20 protein-coding genes and 1 tRNA gene are annotated in these 24,787 nt (G+C 70.6%); 11 read left to right on the plus strand and 10 right to left on the minus strand.

The features are described 5' to 3' along the window. Positions 1-34 precede the first annotated feature (34 nt). From RI138_RS10245 to glmS, 7 genes are all read left to right on the plus strand, one after another. Positions 35-1,483 (plus strand): pyridoxal phosphate-dependent decarboxylase family protein, encoded by a 1,449-nt coding sequence (locus tag RI138_RS10245; RefSeq protein ID WP_311119658.1) that lies wholly within the window; start codon positions 35-37, stop codon positions 1,481-1,483. Further along, positions 1,467-2,744, plus strand: a complete 1,278-nt coding sequence (locus RI138_RS10250; RefSeq protein WP_311119659.1) for a lysine N(6)-hydroxylase/L-ornithine N(5)-oxygenase family protein — start codon at positions 1,467-1,469, stop codon at positions 2,742-2,744. Before RI138_RS10245 ends, RI138_RS10250 begins: the two co-directional genes overlap by 17 nt. Beyond that, a complete protein-coding gene (locus tag RI138_RS10255; RefSeq protein ID WP_311119660.1) occupies positions 2,741-3,325 on the plus strand; it encodes a GNAT family N-acetyltransferase in 585 nt (194 codons plus the stop codon). The genes RI138_RS10250 and RI138_RS10255 overlap by 4 nt, the downstream gene beginning before the upstream one ends. Further along, positions 3,322-5,100 (plus strand): IucA/IucC family protein, encoded by a 1,779-nt coding sequence (locus RI138_RS10260; RefSeq protein WP_311119661.1) that lies wholly within the window; start codon positions 3,322-3,324, stop codon positions 5,098-5,100. The genes RI138_RS10255 and RI138_RS10260 overlap by 4 nt, the downstream gene beginning before the upstream one ends. Positions 5,101-5,270: 170 nt before the next feature. After that, positions 5,271-6,140 (plus strand): DUF4429 domain-containing protein, encoded by an 870-nt coding sequence (locus RI138_RS10265; RefSeq protein WP_311119662.1) that lies wholly within the window; start codon positions 5,271-5,273, stop codon positions 6,138-6,140. Positions 6,141-6,226: 86 nt separating this feature from the next. Beyond that, entirely contained in the window at positions 6,227-6,502 is a 276-nt protein-coding gene (locus RI138_RS10270) for a hypothetical protein (RefSeq protein WP_003968990.1), read from the plus strand. Between the two features lie 80 nt (positions 6,503-6,582). After that, a complete protein-coding gene (glmS, locus tag RI138_RS10275) occupies positions 6,583-8,412 on the plus strand; it encodes a glutamine--fructose-6-phosphate transaminase (isomerizing) (RefSeq protein ID WP_311119663.1) in 1,830 nt (609 codons plus the stop codon). 89 nt (positions 8,413-8,501) lie between these two features. Here the strand turns inward: glmS and RI138_RS10280 are convergent, their stop codons facing one another. Then, positions 8,502-9,023 carry a universal stress protein gene (locus RI138_RS10280; RefSeq protein ID WP_096625600.1) on the minus strand — a complete coding sequence of 174 codons (522 nt, stop codon included), beginning with the start codon at positions 9,021-9,023 and terminating at the stop codon, positions 8,502-8,504. Positions 9,024-9,392: 369 nt separating this feature from the next. Here RI138_RS10280 and RI138_RS10285 point away from each other — a divergent pair, with 369 nt between their 5' ends. From RI138_RS10285 to RI138_RS10300, 4 genes are all read left to right on the plus strand, one after another. Further along, entirely contained in the window at positions 9,393-9,650 is a 258-nt protein-coding gene (locus RI138_RS10285) for a hypothetical protein (RefSeq protein WP_373558723.1), read from the plus strand. A 409-nt stretch (positions 9,651-10,059) separates the two neighbouring features. Then, a complete protein-coding gene (locus RI138_RS10290) occupies positions 10,060-11,277 on the plus strand; it encodes a helix-turn-helix domain-containing protein (protein ID WP_096625598.1) in 1,218 nt (405 codons plus the stop codon). Positions 11,278-11,287: 10 nt separating this feature from the next. Further along, positions 11,288-11,893, plus strand: coding sequence for an oligoribonuclease (gene orn / locus RI138_RS10295; RefSeq protein WP_096625730.1), 606 nt, complete (start codon positions 11,288-11,290; stop codon positions 11,891-11,893). A gap of 120 nt (positions 11,894-12,013) precedes the next feature. Beyond that, positions 12,014-12,086 (plus strand) — tRNA-His (locus RI138_RS10300). A gap of 64 nt (positions 12,087-12,150) precedes the next feature. Here the strand turns inward: RI138_RS10300 and RI138_RS10305 are convergent. The 9 genes from RI138_RS10305 to RI138_RS10345 all read right to left on the minus strand — a co-directional run bounded on the left by RI138_RS10305 (position 12,151) and on the right by RI138_RS10345 (position 24,762). Next, positions 12,151-14,244: a TerD family protein gene (locus RI138_RS10305; RefSeq protein WP_311122840.1), complete on the minus strand. Its 2,094-nt coding sequence runs from the start codon at positions 14,242-14,244 to the stop codon at positions 12,151-12,153. A 182-nt stretch (positions 14,245-14,426) separates the two neighbouring features. Beyond that, on the minus strand, positions 14,427-15,464 hold the full coding sequence (locus tag RI138_RS10310) for a LacI family DNA-binding transcriptional regulator (RefSeq protein ID WP_311119664.1): 1,038 nt from the start codon (positions 15,462-15,464) through the stop codon (positions 14,427-14,429). A 118-nt stretch (positions 15,465-15,582) separates the two neighbouring features. Continuing rightward, complete coding sequence (locus RI138_RS10315) at positions 15,583-17,040, minus strand: GH1 family beta-glucosidase (RefSeq protein WP_311119665.1); 1,458 nt, start codon at positions 17,038-17,040, stop codon at positions 15,583-15,585. 85 nt (positions 17,041-17,125) lie between these two features. After that, entirely contained in the window at positions 17,126-18,046 is a 921-nt protein-coding gene (locus RI138_RS10320) for a carbohydrate ABC transporter permease (RefSeq protein WP_311119666.1), read from the minus strand. Positions 18,047-18,060: 14 nt separating this feature from the next. Further along, the gene (locus RI138_RS10325; RefSeq protein ID WP_311119667.1) at positions 18,061-19,074 is read right to left on the minus strand and encodes a carbohydrate ABC transporter permease; all 1,014 of its coding nucleotides are present in this window, start codon (positions 19,072-19,074) and stop codon (positions 18,061-18,063) included. Positions 19,075-19,156: 82 nt separating this feature from the next. Then, positions 19,157-20,479, minus strand: a complete 1,323-nt coding sequence (locus RI138_RS10330) for an ABC transporter substrate-binding protein (RefSeq protein ID WP_311119668.1) — start codon at positions 20,477-20,479, stop codon at positions 19,157-19,159. A 342-nt stretch (positions 20,480-20,821) separates the two neighbouring features. Beyond that, positions 20,822-22,315 (minus strand): glycoside hydrolase family 18 protein, encoded by a 1,494-nt coding sequence (locus tag RI138_RS10335; RefSeq protein ID WP_311119669.1) that lies wholly within the window; start codon positions 22,313-22,315, stop codon positions 20,822-20,824. Between the two features lie 261 nt (positions 22,316-22,576). Continuing rightward, a complete protein-coding gene (locus tag RI138_RS10340) occupies positions 22,577-24,034 on the minus strand; it encodes a HAMP domain-containing sensor histidine kinase (RefSeq protein ID WP_311119670.1) in 1,458 nt (485 codons plus the stop codon). Beyond that, on the minus strand, positions 24,031-24,762 hold the full coding sequence (locus RI138_RS10345; protein WP_311119671.1) for a response regulator transcription factor: 732 nt from the start codon (positions 24,760-24,762) through the stop codon (positions 24,031-24,033). Before RI138_RS10345 ends, RI138_RS10340 begins: the two co-directional genes overlap by 4 nt. Positions 24,763-24,787 lie beyond the last annotated feature (25 nt).

The raw sequence follows: 24,787 nt of genomic DNA on the forward strand, positions 1-24,787 counted from the left end.
CGATGAAATTCCCCTCACCCGGGAGGACCCCTTCATGCGTTCGCACCTGCTCAACAACACGACTGCGGAGCACTATCGGAGCACCGTCTCCGCAGGAGTGGACCGGGTCGCGGCCGCCCTCGCCGCCACCGAGAGGCCCTTCAGCGGGGTCGGTGTCGACGAACTCGCCCCCGTCGTCGACGCGATCGACCTCGACCGGCCACTGGGCGATGCCTCCGCCGCCCTGGACGAGCTCGGCGAGGTCTACCTCCGCGACGCCGTCTACTTCCACCACCCCCGCTACCTCGGGCATCTCAACTGCCCAGTCGTCATCCCCGCCGTGCTCGGCGAGGCCGTACTCTCCGCGATCAACTCCTCCCTGGACACCTGGGACCAGAGCGCGGGCGGCACCCTCATCGAGCGCCGGCTGATCGACTGGACCACCGAGCGGATCGGGCTCGGCCCGGCCGCCGACGGGGTCTTCACCAGCGGCGGTACGCAGTCCAACCTCCAGGCCCTGCTGCTGGCGCGGGAGGAGGCGAAGGTCCGGCCCGAGCACCTCACCCGGCTGCGGATCTTCACCTCCGAGTGCAGCCACTTCAGCGTCCAGAAGTCCGCCAAACTCCTCGGCCTCGGCCCGGACGCCGTCGTCTCCGTCCCCGTCGACCGCACCAAGCGCATGCAGACCGTGGCCCTCGCCCACGCCCTGGAGCAGTGTGTCGCCGAGGGCGCCATCCCGATGGCCGTCGTCGCGACCGCCGGCACCACGGACTTCGGGTCCATCGACCCGCTGCCCGAGATCGCCGCGCTCTGCGAGAAGTTCGCCGTCTGGATGCACGTGGACGCCGCGTACGGCTGCGGACTGCTCGCCTCCCGCGAGCGGCGCGGACTGCTCGAAGGCATCGCCCACGCCGACTCGGTCACCGTGGATTACCACAAGTCCTTCTTCCAGCCCGTGAGTTCGTCGGCCCTGCTGGTCCGCGACCGGGCGACCCTGCGGCACGCCACGTACCACGCGGAGTATCTGAACCCGCGCCGGATGGCCGAGGAGCGGATACCCAACCAGGTCGACAAGTCCCTCCAGACGACCCGCCGGTTCGACGCGCTCAAGCTGTGGATGACGCTGCGCGTCATGGGCGCCGACGGCATCGGCGAACTGTTCGACGAGGTCTGCGACCTGGCCGCCGAGGGCTGGAAGCTGCTCGCCGCCGACCCGCGCTTCGACGTGGTGGTCCAGCCGCAGCTCTCCACGCTCGTCTTCCGCTACATCCCGTCCGGCGTCACCTCCCCGGCCGAGATCGACCGGGCCAACCTTTACGCCCGCAAGGCGCTGTTCGCATCCGGCGAGGCCATCGTCGCGGGCACCAAGGTCGGTGACCGCCAGTACCTGAAGTTCACCCTGCTCAACCCCGAAACGACCGCGGAGGACATCGCCGCGGTTCTCGATCTCATCTCCGGCCACGCCGAGAAGTACCTGGGAGACTCCCTTGACCGCGCTTCCTGACCCCCACGACTTCATCGGGATCGGGCTCGGCCCGTTCAATCTCGGACTGGCCTGTCTGACCGAGCCGATCGACGAACTCAACGGTGTCTTCCTGGAGTCCAAGCCGGACTTCGAGTGGCACGCCGGGATGTTCCTCGAAGGGGCCCATCTCCAGACGCCGTTCATGTCGGACCTGGTCACCATGGCCGACCCGACCTCGCCGTACTCGTTCCTGAACTACCTCAAAGAGCGGGGCAGGCTCTACTCGTTCTACATCCGGGAGAACTTCTACCCGCTGCGGACCGAGTACAACGACTACTGCCGCTGGGCCGCCGCGAAACTGAGCAGTATCCGGTTCAACGAGACCGTCGAACTCGTGACGTACGACGAGGACACGGCCCTCTACACCGTACGGACCGCCTCCGGCGAGGAGTTCCGCGCCCGGCACCTCGTACTCGGGACGGGCACCCCGCCGTACATACCCGAGCCCTGCCAGGGGCTCGGTGGGGACTTCATCCACAACTCCCGCTACCTGGAGGGGAAGGCCGAGCTCCAGAAGAAGAAGTCCATCACCCTGGTCGGCAGCGGGCAGAGCGCGGCGGAGATCTACTACGACCTGCTCTCCGAGATCGACGTGCACGGCTACCGGCTCAACTGGGTGACGCGCTCGCCGCGCTTCTTCCCACTGGAGTACACCAAGCTGACGCTGGAGATGACCTCCCCGGAGTACATCGACTACTTCCACGCGCTGCCCGAGGAGACCCGCTACCGGCTGGAGACCGGGCAGAAGGGGCTGTTCAAGGGCATCGACGGGGAGCTGATCGACGCGATCTTCGACCTGCTCTACCAGAAGCACCTGCCCGGCCCCGTGCCGACCCGGCTGATCACCAACTCCGCCCTCACCAGCGCCCGTTACGACGAGAAGGGCGGGGCGTACAGCCTGGGGCTGCGCCAGGAGGAGCAGGGCAAGGACTACTCCCTGACCACCGAGGGCCTGATCCTCGCCACCGGCTACCGCTACGAGGCCCCCGCCTTCCTCGCGCCCGTCGCCGGGCGGCTGCGCCACGACAGCCGGGGCCGTTTCGACGTGGCCCGCAACTACAGCATCGACACCACCGGGCGCGGGGTCTTCCTCCAGAACGCCTCGGTGCACACCCACTCGATCACCTCGCCCGACCTGGGCATGGGCGCCTACCGCAACGCGTACATCATCGGCGAGCTGCTCGGCCGCGAGGTCTACCCGGTCGAGAAGTCCATCGCCTTCCAGGAGTTCGCCGTATGAGCCGCACCGACACCGACCGCCCCGGCACCGGCCGTGCCGAGGGAATCGGCACGTTCACCGTCCGCCCGCTCGACCCCCTCGCCGACGCCGAGCTGGTGCACGGCTGGGTGACGCACCCCAAGGCCGCCTTCTGGCTGATGGGCGACGCGAAACTCCAGGACGTGGAGCGGGAGTACATGGCGATAGCCGCCCACCCGCACCACGACGCGTTCATCGGGCTGCACGACGGCGAACCCGCCTTCCTGATCGAGCGCTACGACCCCACCGAGGTCGAGCTGAAGGGGCTGTACGAGGCGGAGCCCGGCGATGTCGGGATGCACTTCCTGGTCGCCCCGACCGACACCCCCCTCCACGGCTTCACCCGGGCCGTGATCACCGCGGTGATGGACTTCCTGTTCGCCGACCCGTCGGTGCGCCGGGTCGTCGTCGAGCCCGACGTCACCAACAGCGCCGTGCAGACCCTCAACAAGGCCGTCGGTTTCGAGGTGCTGCGGGAGATCGCCAAGCCGGAGAAGGACGCCCTGCTCAGCGCCTGCACACGGGAGCAGTTCGAAGCAGCAACCGGAGGTAACGACCGATGACGACCGCCCTCGCCGACAGCGTCGCCCACCTCTCCCCGGAACGCTGGGCCACCGCAAACCGACTGCTGGTCCGTAAAGCACTGGCGGAATTCAGCCACGAACGGCTACTGGCTCCCACACCTCTGGGCGAGGACCACTTCACCGTCCGTAGCGACGACGCCTCCACCGAGTACCGTTTCACCGCACGCCTCTTCGCCCTGGACCACTGGCAGGTCGCCGCGGAGAGCATCACCCGGCACCGGAACGGCGTCGAACTCCCTCTGGACGCCGTCGAGTTCTTCATCGAGCTGCGGCACACCCTCGGGATCTCCGACGAGGTCCTGCCGGTCTACCTGGAGGAGGTCTCCTCCACCCTGGCCGGAACCGCCTACAAACTCACCAAGGAACCGGCCACCTCCGGCCGGCTCGTCGCCGCCGGCTTCCAGGCCATCGAGACCGGGATGACCGAGGGCCACCCCTGCTTCGTCGCCAACAACGGACGGCTCGGCTTCGGCGTGGACGAGTACCGTGCCTACGCCCCCGAGGCCGCAGCGGAGATCCGCCTCGTCTGGCTGGCCGCCCGCCGCTCGCGCGCCACCTTCACGTCGGGTGCCGGAATCGACTACGAGGCCCTGGTCGAGGGCGAGTTGAGCGAGGCGACCCGGGAGCGGTTCGCCGGGGCGCTGCGCGGACTCGGCCTGGACCCGGACGACTACTTCCTGCTGCCCGTCCACCCCTGGCAGTGGTGGAACAAACTGGCGGTCACCTTCGCCGGTGAGCTGGCCGAACGGCATCTGGTGGTGCTCGGGGAGGGCGAGGACTGCTATCTCGCCCAGCAGTCGATCCGCACGTTCTTCAACACCGACCACCCGGAGAAGCACTACGTCAAAACGGCGCTGTCCGTCCTCAACATGGGCTTCATGCGCGGGCTTTCGGCCGCGTACATGGAGGCCACCCCGGCGATCAACGACTGGCTGGCCGGTCTCATCGAGCGTGACGACCTGCTGCGCGGGGCCCGGTTCTCGATCATCCGGGAGCGGGCCGCGATCGGCTACCACCACCGGTCCTACGAGGCGGCGACCGCCAAGGGCTCCCCGTACCGGAAGATGCTCGCCGCCCTGTGGCGCGAGAGCCCGGTGCCGGGCCTCCAGCCGGGCGAGCGGGTGGCGACGATGGCCTCCCTGCTCCACACCGACCACGAGGGCCGCTCGGTGGCCGGGGCGCTGATCGCCGAATCCGGGCTGGACGCGCAGACGTGGCTGCGGCACTACCTGGACGCCTATCTGGTGCCGGTGCTGCACAGCTTCTACGCCTACGACCTGGTCTACATGCCGCACGGCGAGAACGTGATCCTGGTCGTGGAGGACGGGGTCGTCACCCGCACGATCTTCAAGGACATCGCCGAGGAGATCGCGGTGATGGACCCGGACGCGGTGCTGCCGCCGCAGGTCGAGCGCATCCGGGCCGAGGTCCCCGAGGACATGAAGCTGCTGTCGGTCTTCACCGACGTCTTCGACTGCTTCTTCCGCTTCCTCGCGTCCGGCCTGGCCACCGAGGGCATCCTCGACGAGGAGACCTTCTGGCGGACGGTCGCGGCCTGCGCGCGCGGCTACCAGGACTCGGTGCCGTACCTCTCGGACAAGTTCAAGGAATACGACCTGTTCGAGGCGGAGTTCGCACTGTCCTGCCTCAACCGGCTCCAGCTGCGCAACAACCAGCAGATGGTCGACCTCAACGACCCGGCCGGCGCGCTCCAGTTGGTCGGCCACCTGAAGAACCCGATCGCCGGGTACTGAGCGAACGGCCCCACCGACCGGTGAGCGCCCGAGGACGGTCCCTCGGGCGCTCACCCCTTCCCGCCTCCGGAGCCGACCGGACACACACCGTGAGCGGAAACCGACCGGATCGCCGGGTACGAGGGACGACCCCGGGGGTCGGCGGGGCGACGGCTGGCAGAATCGCGGCCATGGCAGAAATCATCCAGCGCGACGGAACGTGGACGTTCGACGGGGAGACGGTACGCATCGTGCCGGGGGGAAAGGCGCATCCGCTCCGGCAGGCGCTGGGTGAGATGTCCGTGCCGGTCCAGGCCGTGGCGGGCATCTCGTTCGAGCCGGACCGCAAGGGCGGGCGGCTACGGCTGCGGCTGCGCGGCGGCGCCTGCCCGGTGCTGCGGGCCGCCGACGGCCGCCTCAAGGACGGCGCGGACCCCTATCTGCTGACCGTGGAGAAGGACCGCACGGGCGTCGCGGAGTACTTCGTCGACGAGGTCCGCAACGCGCTGCTGATCGAGCAGGTCCCGGGCACCCCGGTGGACCGCTTCCTGCTGCCCGGCCCGGCGCTGCCGGTCTCCGGCGGGGGCGGCGACGGCACGGCGTCCTTCGACGGCGAGACCATACGGCTCACCTGGAACTGGAAGGCCGAGGAGTCCAAGACCTCGGCCGGACCCTCTTCCTTCCCGCTGACGCGGATCGCGGGGGTGCGCTGGCTGCCCGCGATCGGCCTGGAGTACGGCTACCTCCGCTTCGAGCCGACGGACGGCCCCTCCGCGGCGCCGCCGAAGCACGACCCGTACTCCCTGGAGCTGTGGGGGCTGTCGAAGAAGGAGTACACCGCGGTGGTGGTCGCGGCGGCGGTGCTGGCCCGACTGCCCGGGGCCGACTCGGCGGTGGACGGGCCCGGGGCGGCCCCGGCCCTCACGAAGGCGGCCGCTCCCGCCGCTGACCACGACGCCCTGCTGCGGCGGCTGCGGGAGCTGGGCGAGCTGCACCTGGCCGGAATCCTCACCGACGAGGAGTTCAGCACCGCGAAACAAGCCGTTCTGCGCAGCATGTGACCCGATCCGGAGGCCTTAAGCCGCCCCCCTGCCCGATTTCGGGCAGATTTCTTGCATAAGAGCGCCCCGGCACGCAATATCGACGGGTGCTTGAACGCCGCTCGTCGCACGACGACCTCATCGATCACCTCGTCCGCTCCACCGCGCTCCAGCGCGGTGAGGCGGCCCGGGTGATCCTCGACGTGCTGGCGTACTTCGACGAGAGCACCGACGACTTCGTCCGGCGCCGCCACCGTGAACTGCAGTCCGGCGGCCTGGTCAACACGGAGATCTTCGAGCGGATCGCGGCCGAGCTGCCGCACCGCGCGGTGGCGCCGCCGGAGCTCTCGCTCCGCCAGCTGCGCCGCATCGTCTACGGCTGAGCGAGCCGGGCGCCCGTGCGCGGGGCGCCGAACACATGCAAGTACGGGAACGTGTACGTCGATGGAGGGGCAGAGAATCCATGTGCGGGATCGTCGGATATATCGGAAAGCGTGATGTGGCACCGCTGCTGCTGGAGGGTCTTCAGCGGCTGGAGTACCGGGGGTACGACTCCGCGGGCATCGTCATCACCGGCAAGGCCACGGCGGGCAAGCCGGGCGTGCTGAAGATGGTCAAGGCCAAGGGCCGGGTCCGGGAGCTGGAGGCCAAGGTCCCCAAGCGGTTCGCGGGCACCGCCGGCATCGCGCACACCCGCTGGGCCACCCACGGCGCCCCGAGCGACGAGAACGCCCACCCGCACCTGGACGCGGAGAACAAGGTCGCCGTCGTCCACAACGGGATCATCGACAACGCCTCCGAGCTGCGCGCCAAGCTCGTCGCCGACGGGTTCGCCTTCCTCTCCGAGACCGACACCGAGGTCCTGACCCACCTCATCGCCCGGGCCCAGGCGGACACGCTGGAGGAGAAGGTCCGCGAGGCGCTGCGCTCGGTCGAGGGCACCTACGGCATCGCCGTGATGCACGCCGACTTCAACGACCGCATCGTCGTGGCCCGCAACGGCTCCCCGGTCGTCCTCGGCATCGGCGAGAAGGAGATGTTCGTCGCCTCCGACGTCGCCGCTCTGGTCGCCCACACCCGCCAGGTCGTCACCCTGGACGACGGCGAGATGGCCACCCTGAAGGCCGACGACTTCCGTACGTACACCACGGAGGGCTCGACCACGACGGCCACGCCGACCACCGTGGAGTGGGAGGCCGAGTCGTACGACATGGGCGGCCACGACACGTACATGCACAAGGAGATCTCCGAGCAGGCCGACGCCGTGGACCGCGTCCTGCGCGGCCGGATCGACGACCGGTTCTCCACCGTGCACCTGGGCGGCCTCAACCTGGACGCCCGCGAGGCGCGCGGGGTGCGCCGGATCAAGATCCTCGGCTGCGGCACCTCCTACCACGCGGGCCAGATCGGCGCCCAGCTGATCGAGGAGCTCGCCCGCATCCCCGCCGACGCCGAGCCGGCCTCCGAGTTCCGCTACCGCAACCCGGTCGTGGACCCCGACACCCTGTACATCGCGGTCTCCCAGTCGGGTGAGACGTACGACGTGCTGGCCGCCGTCCAGGAGCTGAAGCGCAAGGGCGCCCGGGTCCTCGGTGTGGTCAACGTGGTCGGCTCCGCGATCGCCCGGGAGGCCGACGGCGGTACGTACGTCCACGCGGGCCCGGAGGTCTGCGTGGTCTCCACCAAGTGCTTCACCAACACCGTGGTCGCCTTCGCGCTGCTGGCGCTGCACCTGGGCCGCATCCGGGACCTGTCGGTGGCCGACGGCAAGCGGATCATCGACGGGCTGCGGAAGCTGCCCGAGCAGATCAGCGAGATCCTCGCGAACGAGGACGAGATCAAGCGGCTGGCGGCGGAGTACGCGGACGCCAGGTCGATGATGTTCATCGGCCGGGTGCGCGGCTATCCGGTGGCCCGTGAGGCATCGCTGAAGCTGAAGGAGATCTCGTACATCCACGCGGAGGCCTACCCCGCCTCCGAGCTGAAGCACGGCCCGCTCGCGCTGATCGAGCCCGCGATGCCGACCGTGGCGATCGTGCCGGACGACAACCTGCTGGAGAAGAACCGCGCCGCGATGGAGGAGATCAAGGCCCGCAGCGGCCGCATCCTCGCCGTCGCCCACCAGGTGCAGGAGAAGGCCGACCACACCATCGTCGTGCCGAAGAACGAGAACGAGCTGGACCCGATCCTCATGGGCATCCCGCTCCAGCTCTTCGCGTACCACACGGCGCTCGCGATGGGCCGCGACATCGACAAGCCGCGCAACCTGGCGAAGTCCGTGACGGTGGAGTAGTCGCCGGTACGTACGTGAGTGGGCCCCGCACGGTCGTGAGGACGGTGCGGGGCCCAACGCGTGCGTCGGCCAGGGCTTCTGGCTGGTGCTCAGGGAATGACGATGACGGGGCGCTGTGCGCGGCGGGCGAGGCGGCCCGCGACCGAGCCGAAGATCCGGCCGACGATGCCGTGCGTGGAGCCCACGACGATGGCGTCGGCGGCGTACTCCCGGCCGACCTCCTCCAGTTCGTGGCAGATGTCACCGCCGCGCTCGACCAGCACCCAGGGGACCTCGGAGAGGTAGTCCGCGCAGGCCAGCTCCAGGCCGAGGACCTCGGTGCGGTGGTCGGGGACGTCGACGAAGACAGGGGGCTCGCAGCCCGCCCAGACCGTCGTCGGGAGCCGGTTGGCGACATGGACGATGATCAGGCCCGAGCCCGACCGTCCGGCCATGCCGATGGCGTACGCCAGGGCCCGCTCACTGGATGTGGAGCCGTCGAAACCGACCACGACTCCGTGGCGGAAGGCGGGATCGCACGCATGGCGCGCTTCTTCGACCGGTCGCGTCTCCGACCCGGGGTCGGCTACCTGCTTGCGGTCTTTGGGTTCAGGGATTTCGTGACCGGCCATCGGTGTCTCGGCGAAGAGAGTCCTCGTGAGGAGGGAGCGGTTTCGAGCGGTGCATCAGCTGGTGAGCCTGGTGGGTGAGCTCTGTCCGGGAATCATCTTCCCAATCCCATACCCCCAAGGGTACGGCGTCACTCCTCCACTGCCCAGATGCCCGCAAAAGCGCGCGTGACGCTGGAGGGAGCATGCCCGAGGCTGTCCGGGATGGCAATGCCGGTTGTGTCGTACACGGGCCCCGGGGACCCCGAACACCGTCGGCCGCCCCGTTTTTCCGGGCGGCTCCACAGCCGCCCGGCGCACCCGACAGTGACCCCCGCACCCGGTCTCCGTTAGCCACACCGTCACCGAGTCACCACCCCAGGGAGCGATGCCGTGCCGACCCCCGTGCGACCCCCGTCCGAGCCGAGCCCTGCACCGGCGCACGACGCTGCGGGCGATGTGGTCCGCTGGGCCGTCTTCAGTTGCCTTCTCGTACCGGCGGTTCTCGTGGCCCACGGCACATCGGTCGGCAGTGCGGCGCTCTGGGCCCTCGGGCTCGCCTGCGTCACGACCGCCTGCCGAATCCTGCTGCGGAGGTCCGAGCGCACCCCGGCCCATGTGGGCGAGGGAGCGCATCGGCGCGGCCGCTAGACGGCGTTGTGCGCCGGGCGTGACCGGATCCAGCACACACAACCGATGGTTTTCAGCCAACTTCACCCAGGTGCCGAACCCTTAGCCGGATGGCCGGACAACCCACCGCCCACCAGGCAGGAAGAGACCGCGCGGTACGCTTTCACCCGACGCGGACGGGCCACGTTCGTGAGGGGCACTTCCCTGTGCGCTTCGCGAGTGAAACGCTTCGTGATCGAACGCTTCACGCCACGTTTCCTTATCGACATAGAGCTGGTGGGGGAAGGTGTCACGGCGGGACCACGCGACGCAGTAGATTCGATCTTGGAAATCGGAGACTGGGGACACGTGCAACACCGAGGGGAAACGTGCAGGAGCGACAGGCCCGTAAGGACCAGGGAGACGCGAACACCGAGGGGGGCTTAGCGTCATGAGCCAGGACTCCGCCGCCGCGACGGAGGCCGCACGCAAGCTGACCGGGCGGCGACGCCGGGAAGTCGTTGCCGTGCTGCTGTTCAGCGGCGGCCCTATCTTCGAGAGCTCCATCCCGCTCTCCGTTTTCGGAATCGACCGGCAGGACGCGGGAGTTCCCCGCTACCGCCTGCTGGTCTGCGGCGGCGAGGACGGACCGCTGCGCACAACGGGCGGACTCGAACTGACCACACCGTACGGCCTGGAGGCGATCAGCAGGGCAGGCACCGTGGTGGTGCCAGCCTGGCGGTCGATCACCTCGCCGCCGCCCGCCGAGGCACTGGACGCGCTGCGGCGCGCCCATGAGGAGGGCGCCCGCATCGTCGGTCTGTGCACGGGAGCCTTCGTGCTCGCGGCCGCCGGCCTGCTGGACGGACGGCCGGCCACCACACACTGGATGTACGCACCGACACTGGCCAAGCGCTATCCGTCGGTGCACGTCGATCCGCGCGAACTCTTCGTGGACGACGGCGACGTACTCACCTCCGCCGGTACGGCGGCAGGTATCGATCTCTGCCTCCATATAGTCCGCACCGACCACGGCACGGAAGCCGCCGGGGCACTCGCCCGTCGGCTCGTCGTGCCGCCGCGGCGCAGTGGCGGGCAGGAGCGCTACCTGGACAGGTCTTTACCGGAGGAGATCGGCTCCGACCCGCTCGCCGAGGTCGTGGCCTGGGCCCTGGAGCATCTGCACGAGCAGTTCGACGTGGAGACGCTCGCGGCGCGCGCCTATATGAGCAGACGGACCTTCGACCGCAGGTTCCGCTCGCTCACGGGGAGCGCACCGCTCCAGTGGCTGATCACCCAGCGGGTGCTTCAGGCACAGCGGCTGCTGGAGACCTCCGACTACTCGGTCGACGAGGTCGCGGGCCGCTGCGGCTTCCGCTCCCCGGTCGCGCTGCGCGGGCACTTCCGCCGCCAGCTCGGCTCCTCCCCCGCCGCGTACCGGGCCGCCTACCGGGCCCGTCGTCCGCAGGGGGTGGCGGAGAGTGCCGCGACGGTGGTCGAGACGATGGTGCCCAGCCAGGGGCCACCGTCCGGACGCCGGGGCGCGCCGGGGCCGTCAGCGCCCGTCGCGGTGGTGGCGGCGGTGGGCTCCGGGGAGCACTCCCTGCCGGGTCCCGACGCGTACGTTCCCGGTCGCCCGGCCCTGCCGGGACAGCGGAGTGCCCCGTAGGGTGGGGCGCATGAACGACCGCATGGTGTGGATCGACTGCGAGATGACCGGGCTCTCGTTGACGGACGACGCACTCATCGAGGTGGCCGCCCTGGTCACCGACTCGGAGCTGAACGTGCTCGGTGAAGGGGTGGACATCGTGATCCGCCCGCCGGACGCGGCCCTGGAGACCATGCCCGAGGTGGTGCGGCAGATGCACACCGCCTCGGGCCTCCTCGACGAGCTGGCCGGGGGCACCACCCTGGCCGACGCCGAGGAACAGGTCCTGGCATATGTCCGCGAGCATGTGAAGGAGCCGGGCAAGGCCCCGCTCTGCGGAAACTCGGTCGGCACCGACCGCGGTTTCCTCGCCCGGGACATGCGGGAGCTGGAGGGCTATCTCCACTACCGGATCGTGGATGTGTCCTCGGTCAAGGAGCTGGCCCGCCGCTGGTATCCCCGGGCGTATTTCAACAGCCCGGACAAGAGCGGCAACCACCGCGCACTGGCGGACATCCGTGAATCCATCGCGGAGCTCCGCTACTACCGGGAGGCGGTCTTCGTCCCGCAGCCCGGCCCGGACTCCGAGCGCGCCAAGGAGATCGCGGCGCGCCATGTGGTCCCGGCCACACCGTAGGAACGTGCTGGTCACGGGCGTAAACGCGCCCGTGGACCGGCTCCGGGAAACGGGGGCGCGAGCACCCTCCCGGACCCTGTACACTTTTTCTCGGCCGGTCGGAAACGACCGGACGACATGGTGGGTATAGCTCAGCTGGCAGAGCACCTGGTTGTGGTCCAGGATGTCGCGGGTTCAAGTCCCGTTACTCACCCTGCTGAAAGGGCCCCGGTCTTTGGACCGGGGCCCTTTCGCGTGCCGTGGAGCCGGGCCCGGCGTCAGTCGGCCGCCGGTTCCCCCGTACGGGAGCGGCGGGAGCCCGGCAGCTCCAGGTGCGCGACGACCTGCGCGTGGAAGCGGTCCACGGCTTCGTCGACGCTGCGGATGAAGCCGGTCTCGGCGCTGCCCCGCCCGTTGCCCATGCCCTTGAACAGGGAGAGCCTGAAGCCGGTCATCCGCGCCCCGTCCTTGGGCACGAGGTCGGCCGGTTCCGGGCGCAGCCGCTCCAGGGTGCCGCGCGGGCCCGCGCCCTCGCCGTCGACCAGCGTCTCGATGTGCAGGTCGGCGGGGGCCTCGGAGAGCCACCGGATCAGCCGCTTGGCCCGGCTGAGCGGGTAGGCCCCGTCGGGGGCGGGCACCTCGATGGAGGTGCGGAGCTTGCCGGTGCGCAGGTCGGCGGTGATGGCCAGGACGCCCGGGGTGCCCTCGATGCGGATCTCGGCGTTCAGCCTGCCCTGCTCGCAGAGGTGGTCGGCCAGCGCGGTGCGGCGGGCCCGGGGGTCCACGCCACGCCGGGTGCGCTGGACGGGCAGGACCTTCTGGCCCAGCTCGCCGCCGAGCCGCAGGCAGACCTGCCGTACGAGACGCTCCCAGTTCTCGATGACCTCCAGTGCCCGGTTGTCGCCGGGGCACAGGGTCTCGTCGTCGATGCCCCGGCGCACGGGCACCCAGGCGGCTCCCATGTTCTGGAAGCCGTGGCAGCCGGAGTTCTCGTGCTGGAGGTAGTGCAGCAGTTCCTGGAGCAGCCAGGCGTGCGCCGCGTTGCCGACGCCTTCGTGGCGGATCAGCATCTGCGCCTGGTGCACGACCTCGGCCCAGGACAGGTGCCACAGGGCCACCTTGTGCTTGCGCCGCCCGTCGATCCGGACGTCGACAAGCGGGCTGCCGTCGAGCGCGACGTCGTTGGAGAGCGTGATCACGGCCTCGTAGCCCCGGCGGGCGGCGATGTCCATGTACGCCTGCACCTGGTCGGGCTTGAGGGCGTTGCCATTCGTCTTGGTCTCGACGAGGGCGGTCCACAGCTTGCCCGCCCGCTCCACCCGGATGATCCCGTCCGGTCGGCGGGGCGATTCGCCGTGCGGCAGGGAGACCTCGGTGTAGGTCTCCATCCGCCCGGCCGGAGCCCCGAACCCGGCGGTCAGGCGACGGCCGAACTCGGGGACCTGCGCCATCACGGAGAGCACGACGGAGGTGGCGCGCGTCTCGCGGTCGCGGTCGCTCTTGAGCGCCGAGACGGGGAAGAGGCGGGCGGTGCGCCAGGTGTCGTTGTCGGCGAGGGACTTCTTGGCCGCGCGGGGAAGCGTGACCTTCTTCTTCGCCGTACGGGGGCGGCGGGCGCGCTTGGGTACGGGGGCGGAGCCCGGGACCTCGGGCTCGGCGGGCGGTTCCGGTGCGGTGGGCGGAGGCGACGTGTCCGCCGGGTCGGCACCTCTGGACTGGGCGGGGACCCCTGCCGGTGCGGCGGGCTGTTCCCCGGGCGGCCCGGGTGCGGCGGGCTGTTCCGGGGCGTCCGGGGCGTGCCCCTCCGCCTCGGACGCCGGTTCCTCCCGCTCCGCGTCGTCGTCGATGTCGACGCCGTAGTCCGTCGCCAGTCCGGCCAGACCGGAGGCGTACCCCTGGCCGACCGCACGGAACTTCCACTCCCCCGCGCGCCGGTACAGCTCGCCGAAGATCAGCGCACTGACCTCGTCGACGTCCTGGACGGTGAACCGGACGAGGCCTTCGCCCGCGCTGTCGGCGAGGGTGAGGCGCAGGTCGTCCAGCTCGCCGAAGCGGGAACTGCCGTAGCGGCTGGCGGCGACGACCACCTTGTCGACCTCCTGCGGGACGGCGTCCAGATCGAAGGTGATCCGGCCCTCGCTGCCGTCCGCCGTCGGGGTCTTCCCGAGCAGCTGCACGCTGCCGTCACCCGCCACGGGGTTGTTGTAGAAACAGAAGTCGATGTCGCTGCGGACCTTGCCGTCGCCGTCGAGCAGGAGGACGGACACATCGGCGTCCCCCTCCCCCGTGGCGCTGCTCCAGCCCAGGCTGACCATCACCGAGCCGATGTCCTCGCTCAACGCCGTGAGACCGACGTTGGCACCCTTGACCATGTCGTGCAAGAGGCCCCCCATATGCACCGCCGCACGGAACGCACCCGGGCAGCTCGCCGCGTGACGTGTGTGGTGCGTCACACATTCGCCGTACTCCGCGAAACACTAGCCGTCGGAGCCGGGGGGCGTGGAGGACTCGTGAAATACGGAAGCCTCGCTACCGTCACGAGCCTCGCCACTCCTCACGAGGAGTCGCGGACCACCAGCTCCGTGGGCAGTACGACCGTGGGGCGTTCGGCGCCCGGGGCGCGGCCCGCGATCTCGTCCAGGAGGAGCTGGGCCATGCGGCGGCCCATCTCCTCGATGGGCTGGCGGACGCTGGTGAGGGCCGGGTGCATATGGCGGGCGACCACCGAGTCGTCGAAGCCGATCAGGGCCACGTCCTCGGGGATGCGGCGGCCCGCCTCGCGCAGGACCTGGCGGGCCCCGGCCGCCATCACGTCGGAGGCGGCGAAGACCGCGTCGAGGGCGGGGCGGCGGGCGAGGAGTTCGCGCATCGCCCGCGCACCGCCCTCCTCCGTGAAGTCGGCGGGGGCGATCAGGTGCTCGTCGGGTGCCAGGCCGGCCTCGGAGACCGCGGCGCGGTAGCCGTCCAGGCGGCGCTGGGCCCCGTAGACCTCCAGGCGGCCGGTGATCGTGGCGACCTGGCGGCGGCCCCGGGAGACCAGGTGCTCGACGGCGGCGCGGGCACCCTCGAAGTTGTCCGAGTCGACCGAGGCGAGGGGTTCGGCGGCGTGCCGGGCGCCGCTGATCACGCACGGCATGCCCAGCTGTTCCAGCAGCTCGGGCAGGGGGTCGTCGGCGTGCACGGCGACCAGCAGGACGCCGTCGACGCGGTGGGCGGTCAGGTACTGGGCGAGGCGGCGGCGCTCGCGGTCGTTGCCGGCGAGGGTGAGGAGCAGCTGCATCTCGGTGTCGGCCAGGGCCGCTCCGACGCCCCGGACTATGGCGGAGAAGTACGGCTCCGCGAAGAACCGGGTCTCCGGCTCGGGCACCACGAGGGCGATGGCGTCGGTGCGGTTGCCCGCGAGGGCGCGGGCGGCGCGGTTGGGAACGTATCCCAGCTCGGCGACGGCCGCCTCGACCGCCTCCCGGGTCGCCTCGCTGACCCGGGGCGAGCCGTTGATGACCCGCGAGGCGGTGCCCCGGCCGACGCCGGCCCGGGCCGCCACCTCTTCGAGCGTGGGCCGCCCGCCGCTCCGTACTCGCGCTGCCGCCATGGCTGCCTCCCCGTTCCCGGTCAATTTCTCACAGCCGTAACGTCAATCCAAGTCCCGGATCGATCACCCCGGCGGGTGTGGCAGCCACGGTTTGGGAGCGCTCCCAGGCGGCTTTCGCTCACGCCTCCGGGGGCAGCGCGTGGCGGGCGATCACCTCGCTGTACCAGTGGGCGCTGGACTTCGGCGTACGGCGCTGGGTCGTGTAGTCGACGTACACCGCGCCGAAGCGCTTGGAGTAGCCGTAGCCCCATTCGAAGTTGTCCAGCAGGGACCAGAGGAAGTAGCCGCGTACGTCCGCCCCTTCGGCCACCGCCCGCCGCACCGCCGCCAGGTGACCGTGCAGATAGGCGATCCGCTCGGGGTCGTGGACCCGGCCCTCCTCGTCCGGGTCGTCTGCGAAGGCCGCGCCGTTCTCGGTGACCATCAGCGGGAGGTCCGGGTGCTCGCGGGAGACGTCCATGAGGAGGCTGTACAGGCCGTCCGGGTCGACCGACCAGTTCATGGCGGTGCGCGGCTTGCCCTCGGCGAGATGGAAGGCGACATGCTCCGAGCCGGGCCACGGCGAGTGCTCGCTGCTTCCGTGGCCGTCGTTGCGGGTGTCCCCGGCCCCGGAGGCGGGGGTGGAGACGATGGTGGGGGTGTAGTAGTTGACGCCGAGCACGTCGAGCGGGCGGGCGATCGCGGAGAGGTCGCCCTCGTGGACCAGCTCACTCCAGTTCAGCAGGTGTTCGGTGTCGGCCAGCAGGTCGTCCGGGTACGCGCCCCTCAGCATCGGGCCGGTGAAGATCCGGTTGCCCACCGCGTCGATCCGGCGGGCCGCGTCCGCGTCCGCCTCACCGCCGGTCAGCGGGCGCACCTGGTGGAGGTTGAGGGTGACCGAGAGCTGCGCGGCAGCGGGGAGGTTCGCGCGCAGCGCCTCGGTCGCCCGGCCGTGGGCGAGGTTGAGGTGGTGGGCGGCCCGCAGCGCGGCGACCGGTTCGGTCCGGCCCGGGGCGTGGACCCCGGAGCCGTAACCGAGGAAGGCCGAGCACCAGGGCTCGTTCAGCGTCGTCCACATCCCGACCCGGTCGCCGAGGGCCCGGGCCATGACGGCCGCGTAGTCCGCGAACCGTTCGGCCGTCGCACGCTCCGGCCAGCCGCCCGCGTCCTCCAGCTCCTGGGGCAGGTCCCAGTGGTAGAGGGTGGCGACGGGCGTGATGCCCGCCTCCAGCAGCTCGTCGACGAGCGAGCGGTAGAAGTCCAGGCCGCGTTCGACCGCCGGGCCGCGGCCGGTGGGCTGGACGCGGGACCAGGAGACGGAGAAGCGGTACGCCTTCAGCCCGAGCCGCTTCATCAGGGCGACATCGTCGCGGTAGCGGTGGAAGTGGTCGGCGGCCACGTCTCCGGTGTCGCCGCCGAGCACCTTGCCGGGCGAGTGGCTGAAGGTGTCCCAGATGGACGGGGTGCGGCCGTTCTCGGTCACCGCCCCCTCCACCTGGTACGCGGCCGTGGCCGCGCCCCACAGGAAACCGGCCGGGAAGGGGGCCGTGGTGGCGGGGGCCTGCTGCGGGGCCGCGTCGGGTCGTACGAGGGTCATGGGGGAGCGCTCCCGGAAGGGTAGGGGGGTGAGGAGTGAGAGGTGTGGAGAGAGATGTGGAGTGAGAGGGAGGGCGGGGGGGGCTTCAGCCCTTGACCGCGCCTGACATGATCCCGCCGACGATCTTCTTGCCGAACACCACGAACACCACCAGCAGCGGCAGCGTGCTGATCAGCGCGCCCGCCATGACGATGGACTGGTCAGGGGTGTAGGAGGCGCTGAGCTGGCCGAGCGCCACCTGAAGGGTCGGGTTCTGCTGGTTGAGGGCGAGATAGGGCCAGAAGAAGTCGTTCCACGCCTGCACGAAGGTCAGCATCCCGAGCACCATCATCGCGGGGCGCGCCACCGGCAGCACCACGCTGCGCACGATGCGGAAGTTGTTCGCACCGTCGATCTTGGCCGCCTCGATCAGCTCGTACGGCAGTGCCTCGATCAGGTACTGCCGCATGAAGAACACGCCGAACGCGCTCACCAGCGTCGGGAAGATCACCGATTCGAGCTGACCGCCCCAGCCGAGGCCCGACATCATCATGAAGAGCGGGACCACGCTGAGCTGCGGCGGGATGGTGAGGGTGGCGATCACCGCGGTCATCAGCCAGCCCCGGCCCCGGAAGCGCATCTTGGCGAACGCGTACCCGGCGAGCGTGCAGAAGAAGAGCGTGGCGGCCGTGATGGAGGCGGAGACGATGAAGCTGTTGACGATCGCCTTGCCGAGGTTCGCCTGTTCCCAGGCCGTCTGGAGGTTCTCCAGCAGCTTGCCGCCGGGCAGGAACGGCGGTGTGGAGGCGAGGACTTCGTCCTGGGTGCGGGAGGCCGCGACCAGGGTCCAGTAGAGCGGCAGCAGCGAGCCGAACCCGACGACGGCGAGCGCGAGGTAGGCGAAGGGGCCGCCCTTCAGCTGCTGGCCCGCCCCCATCCGGAAGCGGCGCGGGCGGGGCGGTCCGCCGCTCCTGGGGACCGTCGCGAGCTGCCCGGGGGCGGTGCGTGTGGGGCTGGTCATGGTCATGGAAGCGCTCCCGGTCAGGCCGCGGAATCGGACGTGCGGACGTAGCGGCCGATGAGCCAGTTGGCCGCGGCGACGAGGAGCAGGAGCGCGAGCATCGCCCAGGCCACGGCGGCCGCCGGGCCGAGATGCCCGAGGTTCCAGCCGTAGTTGTAGAGGTAGATGCTGAGCGTCTCGTACTGGTTCTCGTTGCCGCCGGTGGCGCCCAGCGCGCCGCCCTCCAGCAGCAGTGGCTCACCGAACAGCTGCATGGACCCGATGGTCGAGATGACGATGGTGAACAGGATCGTCGGCCGCAGCGAGGGAATGGTGACCTTGCGGAACTGCTGCCAGCGCGACGCGCCGTCCAACGAGGCCGCCTCGTAAAGGTCGTTGGGGACTGCCTGCATCGCGGCGAGGTAGATCAGCGCGTTGTAGCCGGTCCAGCGCCAGATCACGATGACCGCGATGGCGATCTTCGAAGTCCAGTGCCCGTTCGCCCAGTTGACCGGGTCGAAGCCGACGAGGCCGAACGCCCAGTTCAGCAGACCGCCGTCGGCCCGGAAGACCAGGGCGAAGACGAGGGCCGCCGAAGCGACGGACGTCGCGTACGGGGTGAGGATGACCGTGCGCCAGAACGTACTGGCGCGGAGGCGGTAGTTGAGCAGGTGCGCGAGGCCGAGCGCGACCAGGAGCTGCGGGACGGTGGAGATGACGCCGATCAGGAAGGTGTTGCTGACCGTGGTCCAGAACTCGGGGTCGTGCAGGATCGTGTCGAAGTTCTCCCAGCCGACCCACTCCATGGTGTCGAGGCCGGTCATCTCCACCCGGTGCAGGGCGATCCAGCCGGTGTAGAGGAGCGGGTAGAGCCCGAAGGCCCCGAAGACGAGGAAGAAAGGCGCGATGTACGCGTACGGGGAGGCCTTGTCGTCGAACCGCCACAGTCGGCTGCGCCACAACTGCCGCCGCCCGGGGTGAGGTTCGGGCGGTTCCTGCTGCGGGGCGCGGGGCGGCGGCACGTACGCGTCCCGGGCGGGGGTCGGGGTTGCCACGGGCGGGGGTCCTTCCCTGGAGTGACGGCGGGATGCCGGGGCGGGCGGGCCGGGGCGCGTGCCCCGGCCCGGGCGGTTCGGGTCAGCCGATGGCCTTGTCGACCGTCCGCACGGCCGCGTCCCAGGCCTTGTCCGGGCTGGTGCCACGCTGCTCCATGTTGTTGATCTGCGTGGAGATGGAGTCCTTGATCACGCCGTCCTTCGGGCCGAGGACCGCCTCGGGGATGGACTTCGCACCGTCGGCGTAGATCTGGCCGATCGGCGCGTCGTTGAAGTACGGCAGGGTCGCGTTCTTCACGTCGGGCAGCTCGTAGGCGCCCTGGTTGGAGGGGAAGACCCCGATCGCCTTGAAGACGGCGGCCTGCTGCTCGGGGGCGGTCAGCCACTTGACGAGCTTGGCCGCCTCCTCCACGTTCTTCCCGGACTTCGGGACGGCGAGGAACGAGCCTCCCCAGTTGGCCGAGGTGGCACCGGGGGCGCTGGTGATGTCCCACGTGCCCTTGTTGGCGTCACCGGCGTACGTGGAGATCTGCCCGGCCATCCAGGCGGGGCAGACGACCGTGGCGACGGTGCCCTTGCGCAGGGCCGCCTGCCACTGGTCCTCGAACTGGGCCAGGCCCTGCGTCAGCTTCTTGGACGCGGCCTCGGCGGCGAGGTTCCAGCCCTTCCTGACGCCGGCGCTCTCCTTGTACACGGGCTCGCCGCTCGCGTCGTAGTACTGCTCGGGGCTGGAGCTGACCACGGCGTTGAACATGGCACTCGCGGAGTCCATGAAGTACGTGCCCTCGGGTGCCTTCTTCTTGTACCGCTCGCCGAGCGCGAGGAAGTCCTCCCAGCCGCCCTCGGTGAGCTTCGCGACCTCGGTGCGGTCGGTGGGCAGCCCGGCCTTCTCGAACAGATCCCGGTTGTAGCAGAGGGACATCGGACCGATGTCGGTGCCCGCGCCGATCACCGCGCCGCCGGGGGCGGTGGCCTGCTTCGCCTTCCACGACACCCACTGGCCGGTGTCGATCACCTTGGACAGGTCGGCGAAGGAGTCCGCCTTGGTGTCGACGATCTCCTTGATCCGGCCGACCTCGATGCCGTGGACGTCGGCGAGGCCGCTGCGGGAGTTCAGCTGCTGGAGGAGCTTGGGGTAGTAGTTCTTCTCCTCGGCGGTGGTGTCCTCCTTGACCGTGATCTTCGGGTTCAACTCGTGGTATTTCTCGAAGAGTCCGGCCTCCTTGTATCCGAACTGACCGAAGTCGGCGACGGTCAGGGTGATGTTCCCGTCCGCGTCGGGCCCCTTGCCGGAGTCGGACGAGCCGCCGCATCCGGCGAGCAGGAGGGCGGTGACCGTCAGGCCAGTGGTGGCCACGGTCGCGGTTCTACGGCGTCGGCCGACGACGCTGCGGGTGATGCGCATTCCACTGCTCCTTGTTACGGGGAGTTCTGCGGGAAGTCCTGCTGGGAGTCCCACGGGAAGTCCTGCGGGAGGAAGCGCGCGAGATCCTCTCCCGCTATCTGTGGGAGCGCTCCCATGCGCCGATGCCGGAAGGTTCCTGCCTCGAAGGGGTGGGTGTCAAGAGTTGAAGACGATTCCGTTGCCGGGCGATGTCGGGCACGCCGAAGCGCACCCCGGCCGGATGGGGGTGGAGTCCGGCCGGGGTGCGCGGGTGGGGGCGTGGGTGGTCGGGGAGGTAGGGCGGGGGTGTGCGCGGGGTGGTACGGGGGTGGGCGCAGGGGGCGTACGAGGTTGGGTGCGGGGCTACTTGTACGCGGCGAACGCCTTCGTGAAGGCCAGTGGCTCCTGGTCGATCGAGCTGCACGTGGCGTCGGCGGCCGGCTTGGGGCCGCCCGGGCAGGCCTTGTCGCGGGTGCCGGACCACATAGCGAGGCGGCCGATGCCCTTCTGCTCGGCGAACTTCACCAGTTGCGCCGCGTCCTCGACGGTGAAGACCTCGGTGACGACGTCGTTCACGCCGATCATCGGGGTGACGGCGACGGCTTTCCACGCGGCGGCGTCCGAGAGCCCGAGAACTCCCCTGATCTGCGCCTGGGTGGCGGTCGCCGCCTGGATCGCGTACTCGCCCATGTCGTCGCTGTAGGCGGGCCCGTAGTCCATGGCCATGATGTTGACCGCGTCGACGCGGACACCGTTCTTCTTCGCGTCGGCGAGCAGGTCGATGCCCGGCCGGGTCAGGCCCTCGGGCATCACGGGCAGGGTGAAGGCGACGTCCAGGCCGGGGTACTTCTTCTGGAGCTGGGCGATCGCCCGGGCGCGGCGGGTGTTGGCGGCCGCGTCGGGCAGGGCGGCGCCCTCGATGTCGAAGTCGACCTTGGTCAGGTCGTAGGCGTCGACGACCTTGCCGTACGCGGCGGCGAGATCGGCGGAGGAGGAGCAGTTCAGGGCCAGTTCGGCACCGGCCGCACCGCCGAAGGAGACCCGGACGTCGCCGCCCTTGCCCCTCAACGCGCCTATCTGCTTGGCCACTTGGTCGTCACCGAGGCCGGTGACACCGCCCCACCGCGGGGCGCAGCCGCCGCCGGAGGTGATGAAGGCGAGGTGAAACTCCTGCACACCGGTCTTCGTGGCGGTGTCGAGGAGGTCGTAGGCGGGGTACAGCGAGGTGTCGATGTACGGGGCGAACCCGGCGGGGCCGGCCTCCCCACCGCCACCGGGGGTGCCGGTGGCGGTGGGGGTCGGCGTGGGGGGCGGAGTGGCCGGGGCCGTCGCGGTGGGGGACGCGGTGGGGTTGGCCGTCGGCGTGGGGGCGGTGGTCGGGGTGGTGGCCGGGCGGCCGCTGGGCGTGGGGGGCGGGCCGCCGCCCGCGGAGCAGGTGGCGTCGTTGATGAGGCAGGAGGCCGGGTCGCCCGCGGTGCCGGTGCCGGAGGCGACGAAGCCGACGGTGACGGACTTGCCCGGGGCGAGCTCCTTGTCCCAGCTCGCGGGCTTCACGGTCACGTGGTCGCCCTTGACCGTGTGCTCGCCGTTCCAGAGGGAACTGATCGTCGTGCCGGCCGGGAGGTCGAACTCCAGGGTCCAGTCGGTGAGGGTCCTGTCGGTCTCGTTGGTGACCACGTACTGCCCGGTGTAGCCGCCGGTCCAGTCGCTGGTCCGGGTGTACGCGGCACCGACCGCGGCGGCCTGGGCCGTACCGGTGAGCGCGAACACCGTGCCACCGGCGATCGCCGCGGCGACGACCGCGCCGATCACCTTGGTACGGGTGCTCGCCGTGCGGCGGTGTGTACGGGAACCCATCACGTGCTGCCTGCCTCTGGTGTGCCGCGGATCGCTGATCGCTGAGCGGGGTTGCGGAGATGTGGGGATGTGGGGATGCGGAGCACGCTACCGGCAGCGAAACGGGCAAAGGTGGCTTTACGGAAGGGAGTTGGCGTTCTTAGGGCGCGCTTAAGGAACGGATGGGTCCGGGTTAATACAGCGGCCGGGTCGGCGCACGGGAGGGACCGAGTCGGCACACGGGAGGAGACCGGGCGACGCAGGGGTGTGGGCCGGGGGGACTCAGGGCCGGGGAGCCGCGCCCGTCGTGGTCCGGAGCTCGCGCCGGCGCTGGTGGCCGACCCGGCGGCCGTGGCCGCGGCGGCCGCGTTCGGGGCGACTGCCGTGCAGAGCGATCCAGATCCGGACCTCCGTGCCGCCGAGCACGGAACGGCCGATGCGCAGGTCGCCGCCGGTGGACTCGGCGACCCGGCGCACGATGTCCAGGCCGAGCCCGGTGGAGCCGACCTCCCCGCCCTCCGTGTCGCGCCCGCTGGCCCCCCGGGCGAGGGCCGCCTCCGGGTCGGCGATACCGGGGCCCGCGTCGGAGACGAGCACGATGACCGCGTCGCCGCTGTGGTGGACGTCGACCGCGAAGGCGGTGCCCTCGGGAGTGTGCCGGAAGACGTTGCCGAGCAACGCGTCGAGAGCGGCGGCCAGTTCGGGGCGGGCGACGGGGATGCGTACCGTACGGTCCACTCCCGCGAGGCGCACCTCGCGGCCCTCGTCCTCCGCCAGTGCCGACCAGAAGCCCATGCGTTCGCGGATCACTTCGGATGCGTCGCAGCCCGCGCCCGCGCCGGTCTGCACGCCCTGGGTCTGCGGGCGTTGCTCGCGGGCGGTGCGGATGATCGTGTCGACCTCGTGCTCCAGCTGCTGGACCGCCGCCCGGGTCTGTTCGGCCGCCGGACCCTCGCCGAGGGACGCGGCGTTCAGCCGGAGGACCGTGAGCGGGGTGCGCAGGCGGTGCGAGAGGTCGGCGGCGAGCTCGCGCTCGTTGGCCAGGAGCTGGACGACCTGGTCGGCCATGGAGTTGAACGCGACGGCGGCGGACCGGAGTTCGGTGGGGCCGTCCTCGGGGACCCGGGTGCCGAGGCGCCCCTCCCCCAGGTCGTGGGCGGCGCCCGCGAGGCGCTGGGCGGGCCGCACCATCCGTACGCCGAGCCGGTCGGCGACCGCGACCGAGCCGACGATCAGCGCGACGCCGACGCCCGCCAGCATGAGCCAGGCGGTGGCGACGCCGTTGGAGACCTCGCCCTCGGGGACGAACACCTCGACCACGGCGATGTCCCCGGTGCTCAGGGCGGTCGGCTGGAGGAGCGCGAAGCCGTCGGCGACCTCGGCGATGGAGGCCCGCCCGTCCGCCCGTACGGTCTCGATGTCCTTGGGGGTGGCGCGCCGGGTACCGATGTCCAGGGGCCCGGCCCCGCCCTCGGCCCGGTCCCCGTCCGCCGCGTCGCCGGGGATGTGGACGGCGAGGTGACCCCGGCCGCCGGGTTCGGTGGACAGGACGGCCCGGGTCAGCTCCTCGTGGTCGGTGGTGATGGTGAGCGTCGGAGCGATCGTGGCCGCCTGGCGTTCGGCGTCGGAGAACGCCCGGTCGCTGGCCATCTCCCGGATGACGAGTCCCAGCGGTACGGCGAAGGCGATCACGACCATGGCGGTGACCGCCAGGCAGACCTTGACCAGGGCCCATCTCATGCCGGCGGCTCCGCGGCCGGCGCACCGGCGTGCGACGCGTCGGCCGGCGGCTGGAGTTTCACGCCGACGCCGCGCAGGGTGTGCAGATAGCGCGGGCGGGCCGCGGTCTCCCCGAGCTTGCGGCGCAGCCAGGACAGGTGGACGTCGATGGTCTGGTCGTCGCCGTAGGACTGCTGCCAGACCTCGGCCAGCAGCTCCTTGCGGGCGACGACCACGCCGGGCCGCCCGGCCAGGAAGGTCAGCAGGTCGAACTCTCGCCGGGTCAGGTCGAGTTCGGACCCGTCCAGCTCGGCGCTGCGGCGCAGCGGGTCGATGGAGAGCCCGCCGACCCGGATGATCCTGGGCGGCGGCGCCTCCCCGCCCGTGGTCCGCGAGCGGCGCAGCACGGCGGCCATCCGGGCGGAGAGGTGTTCCACGGAGAACGGCTTGGTCAGGTAGTCGTCCGCGCCGTCGTTGAGCAGCCGGACGATCTCGCTCTCGTCGTCCCGCGCGGTGGCGATGATGACGGGCACGTCCGTGATGGAACGCAGCATCTTCAGCGCCTCACGGCCGTCCAGATCGGGCAGCCCGAGGTCGAGGATGACCACGTCGAAGCGGAAGTGCGCGACCTCGCGCAGCGCTTCGAGCGCGGTGCCCACGCTCCGTACCGTGTGGGAGGCCTCACTGAGGTGCCGGATGAGGGCGGAACGTACGAACTGGTCGTCCTCGACCACGAGCACACTTGCCATGGGCGGCACCGTACGCCATGCGGAC

It is taken from the genome of Streptomyces durocortorensis, from assembly GCF_031760065.1.
In the GTDB taxonomy this organism is placed as follows: Bacteria; Actinomycetota; Actinomycetes; order Streptomycetales; family Streptomycetaceae; genus Streptomyces.

Bases quoted from the DNA above. Each gene is read 5' to 3' on its own strand.
- RI138_RS10245 (WP_311119658.1), top strand. From the start codon at position 35: ATGCGTTCGCACCTGCTCAACAACACGACTGCGGAGCACTATCGGAGC.
- RI138_RS10255 (WP_311119660.1), top strand. From the start codon at position 2,741: ATGAGCCGCACCGACACCGACCGCCCCGGCACCGGCCGTGCCGAGGGA.
- RI138_RS10260 (WP_311119661.1), top strand. From the start codon at position 3,322: ATGACGACCGCCCTCGCCGACAGCGTCGCCCACCTCTCCCCGGAACGC.
- RI138_RS10265 (WP_311119662.1), top strand. From the start codon at position 5,271: ATGGCAGAAATCATCCAGCGCGACGGAACGTGGACGTTCGACGGGGAG.
- glmS (WP_311119663.1), top strand. From the start codon at position 6,583: ATGTGCGGGATCGTCGGATATATCGGAAAGCGTGATGTGGCACCGCTG.
- RI138_RS10280 (WP_096625600.1), bottom strand. From the start codon at position 9,023: ATGGCCGGTCACGAAATCCCTGAACCCAAAGACCGCAAGCAGGTAGCC.
- RI138_RS10290 (WP_096625598.1), top strand. From the start codon at position 10,060: ATGAGCCAGGACTCCGCCGCCGCGACGGAGGCCGCACGCAAGCTGACC.
- orn (WP_096625730.1), top strand. From the start codon at position 11,288: ATGAACGACCGCATGGTGTGGATCGACTGCGAGATGACCGGGCTCTCG.
- RI138_RS10305 (WP_311122840.1), bottom strand. From the start codon at position 14,244: ATGGTCAAGGGTGCCAACGTCGGTCTCACGGCGTTGAGCGAGGACATC.
- RI138_RS10310 (WP_311119664.1), bottom strand. From the start codon at position 15,464: ATGGCGGCAGCGCGAGTACGGAGCGGCGGGCGGCCCACGCTCGAAGAG.
- RI138_RS10315 (WP_311119665.1), bottom strand. From the start codon at position 17,040: ATGACCCTCGTACGACCCGACGCGGCCCCGCAGCAGGCCCCCGCCACC.
- RI138_RS10320 (WP_311119666.1), bottom strand. From the start codon at position 18,046: ATGACCATGACCAGCCCCACACGCACCGCCCCCGGGCAGCTCGCGACG.
- RI138_RS10330 (WP_311119668.1), bottom strand. From the start codon at position 20,479: ATGCGCATCACCCGCAGCGTCGTCGGCCGACGCCGTAGAACCGCGACC.
- RI138_RS10335 (WP_311119669.1), bottom strand. From the start codon at position 22,315: ATGGGTTCCCGTACACACCGCCGCACGGCGAGCACCCGTACCAAGGTG.
- RI138_RS10340 (WP_311119670.1), bottom strand. From the start codon at position 24,034: ATGAGATGGGCCCTGGTCAAGGTCTGCCTGGCGGTCACCGCCATGGTC.
- RI138_RS10345 (WP_311119671.1), bottom strand. From the start codon at position 24,762: ATGGCAAGTGTGCTCGTGGTCGAGGACGACCAGTTCGTACGTTCCGCC.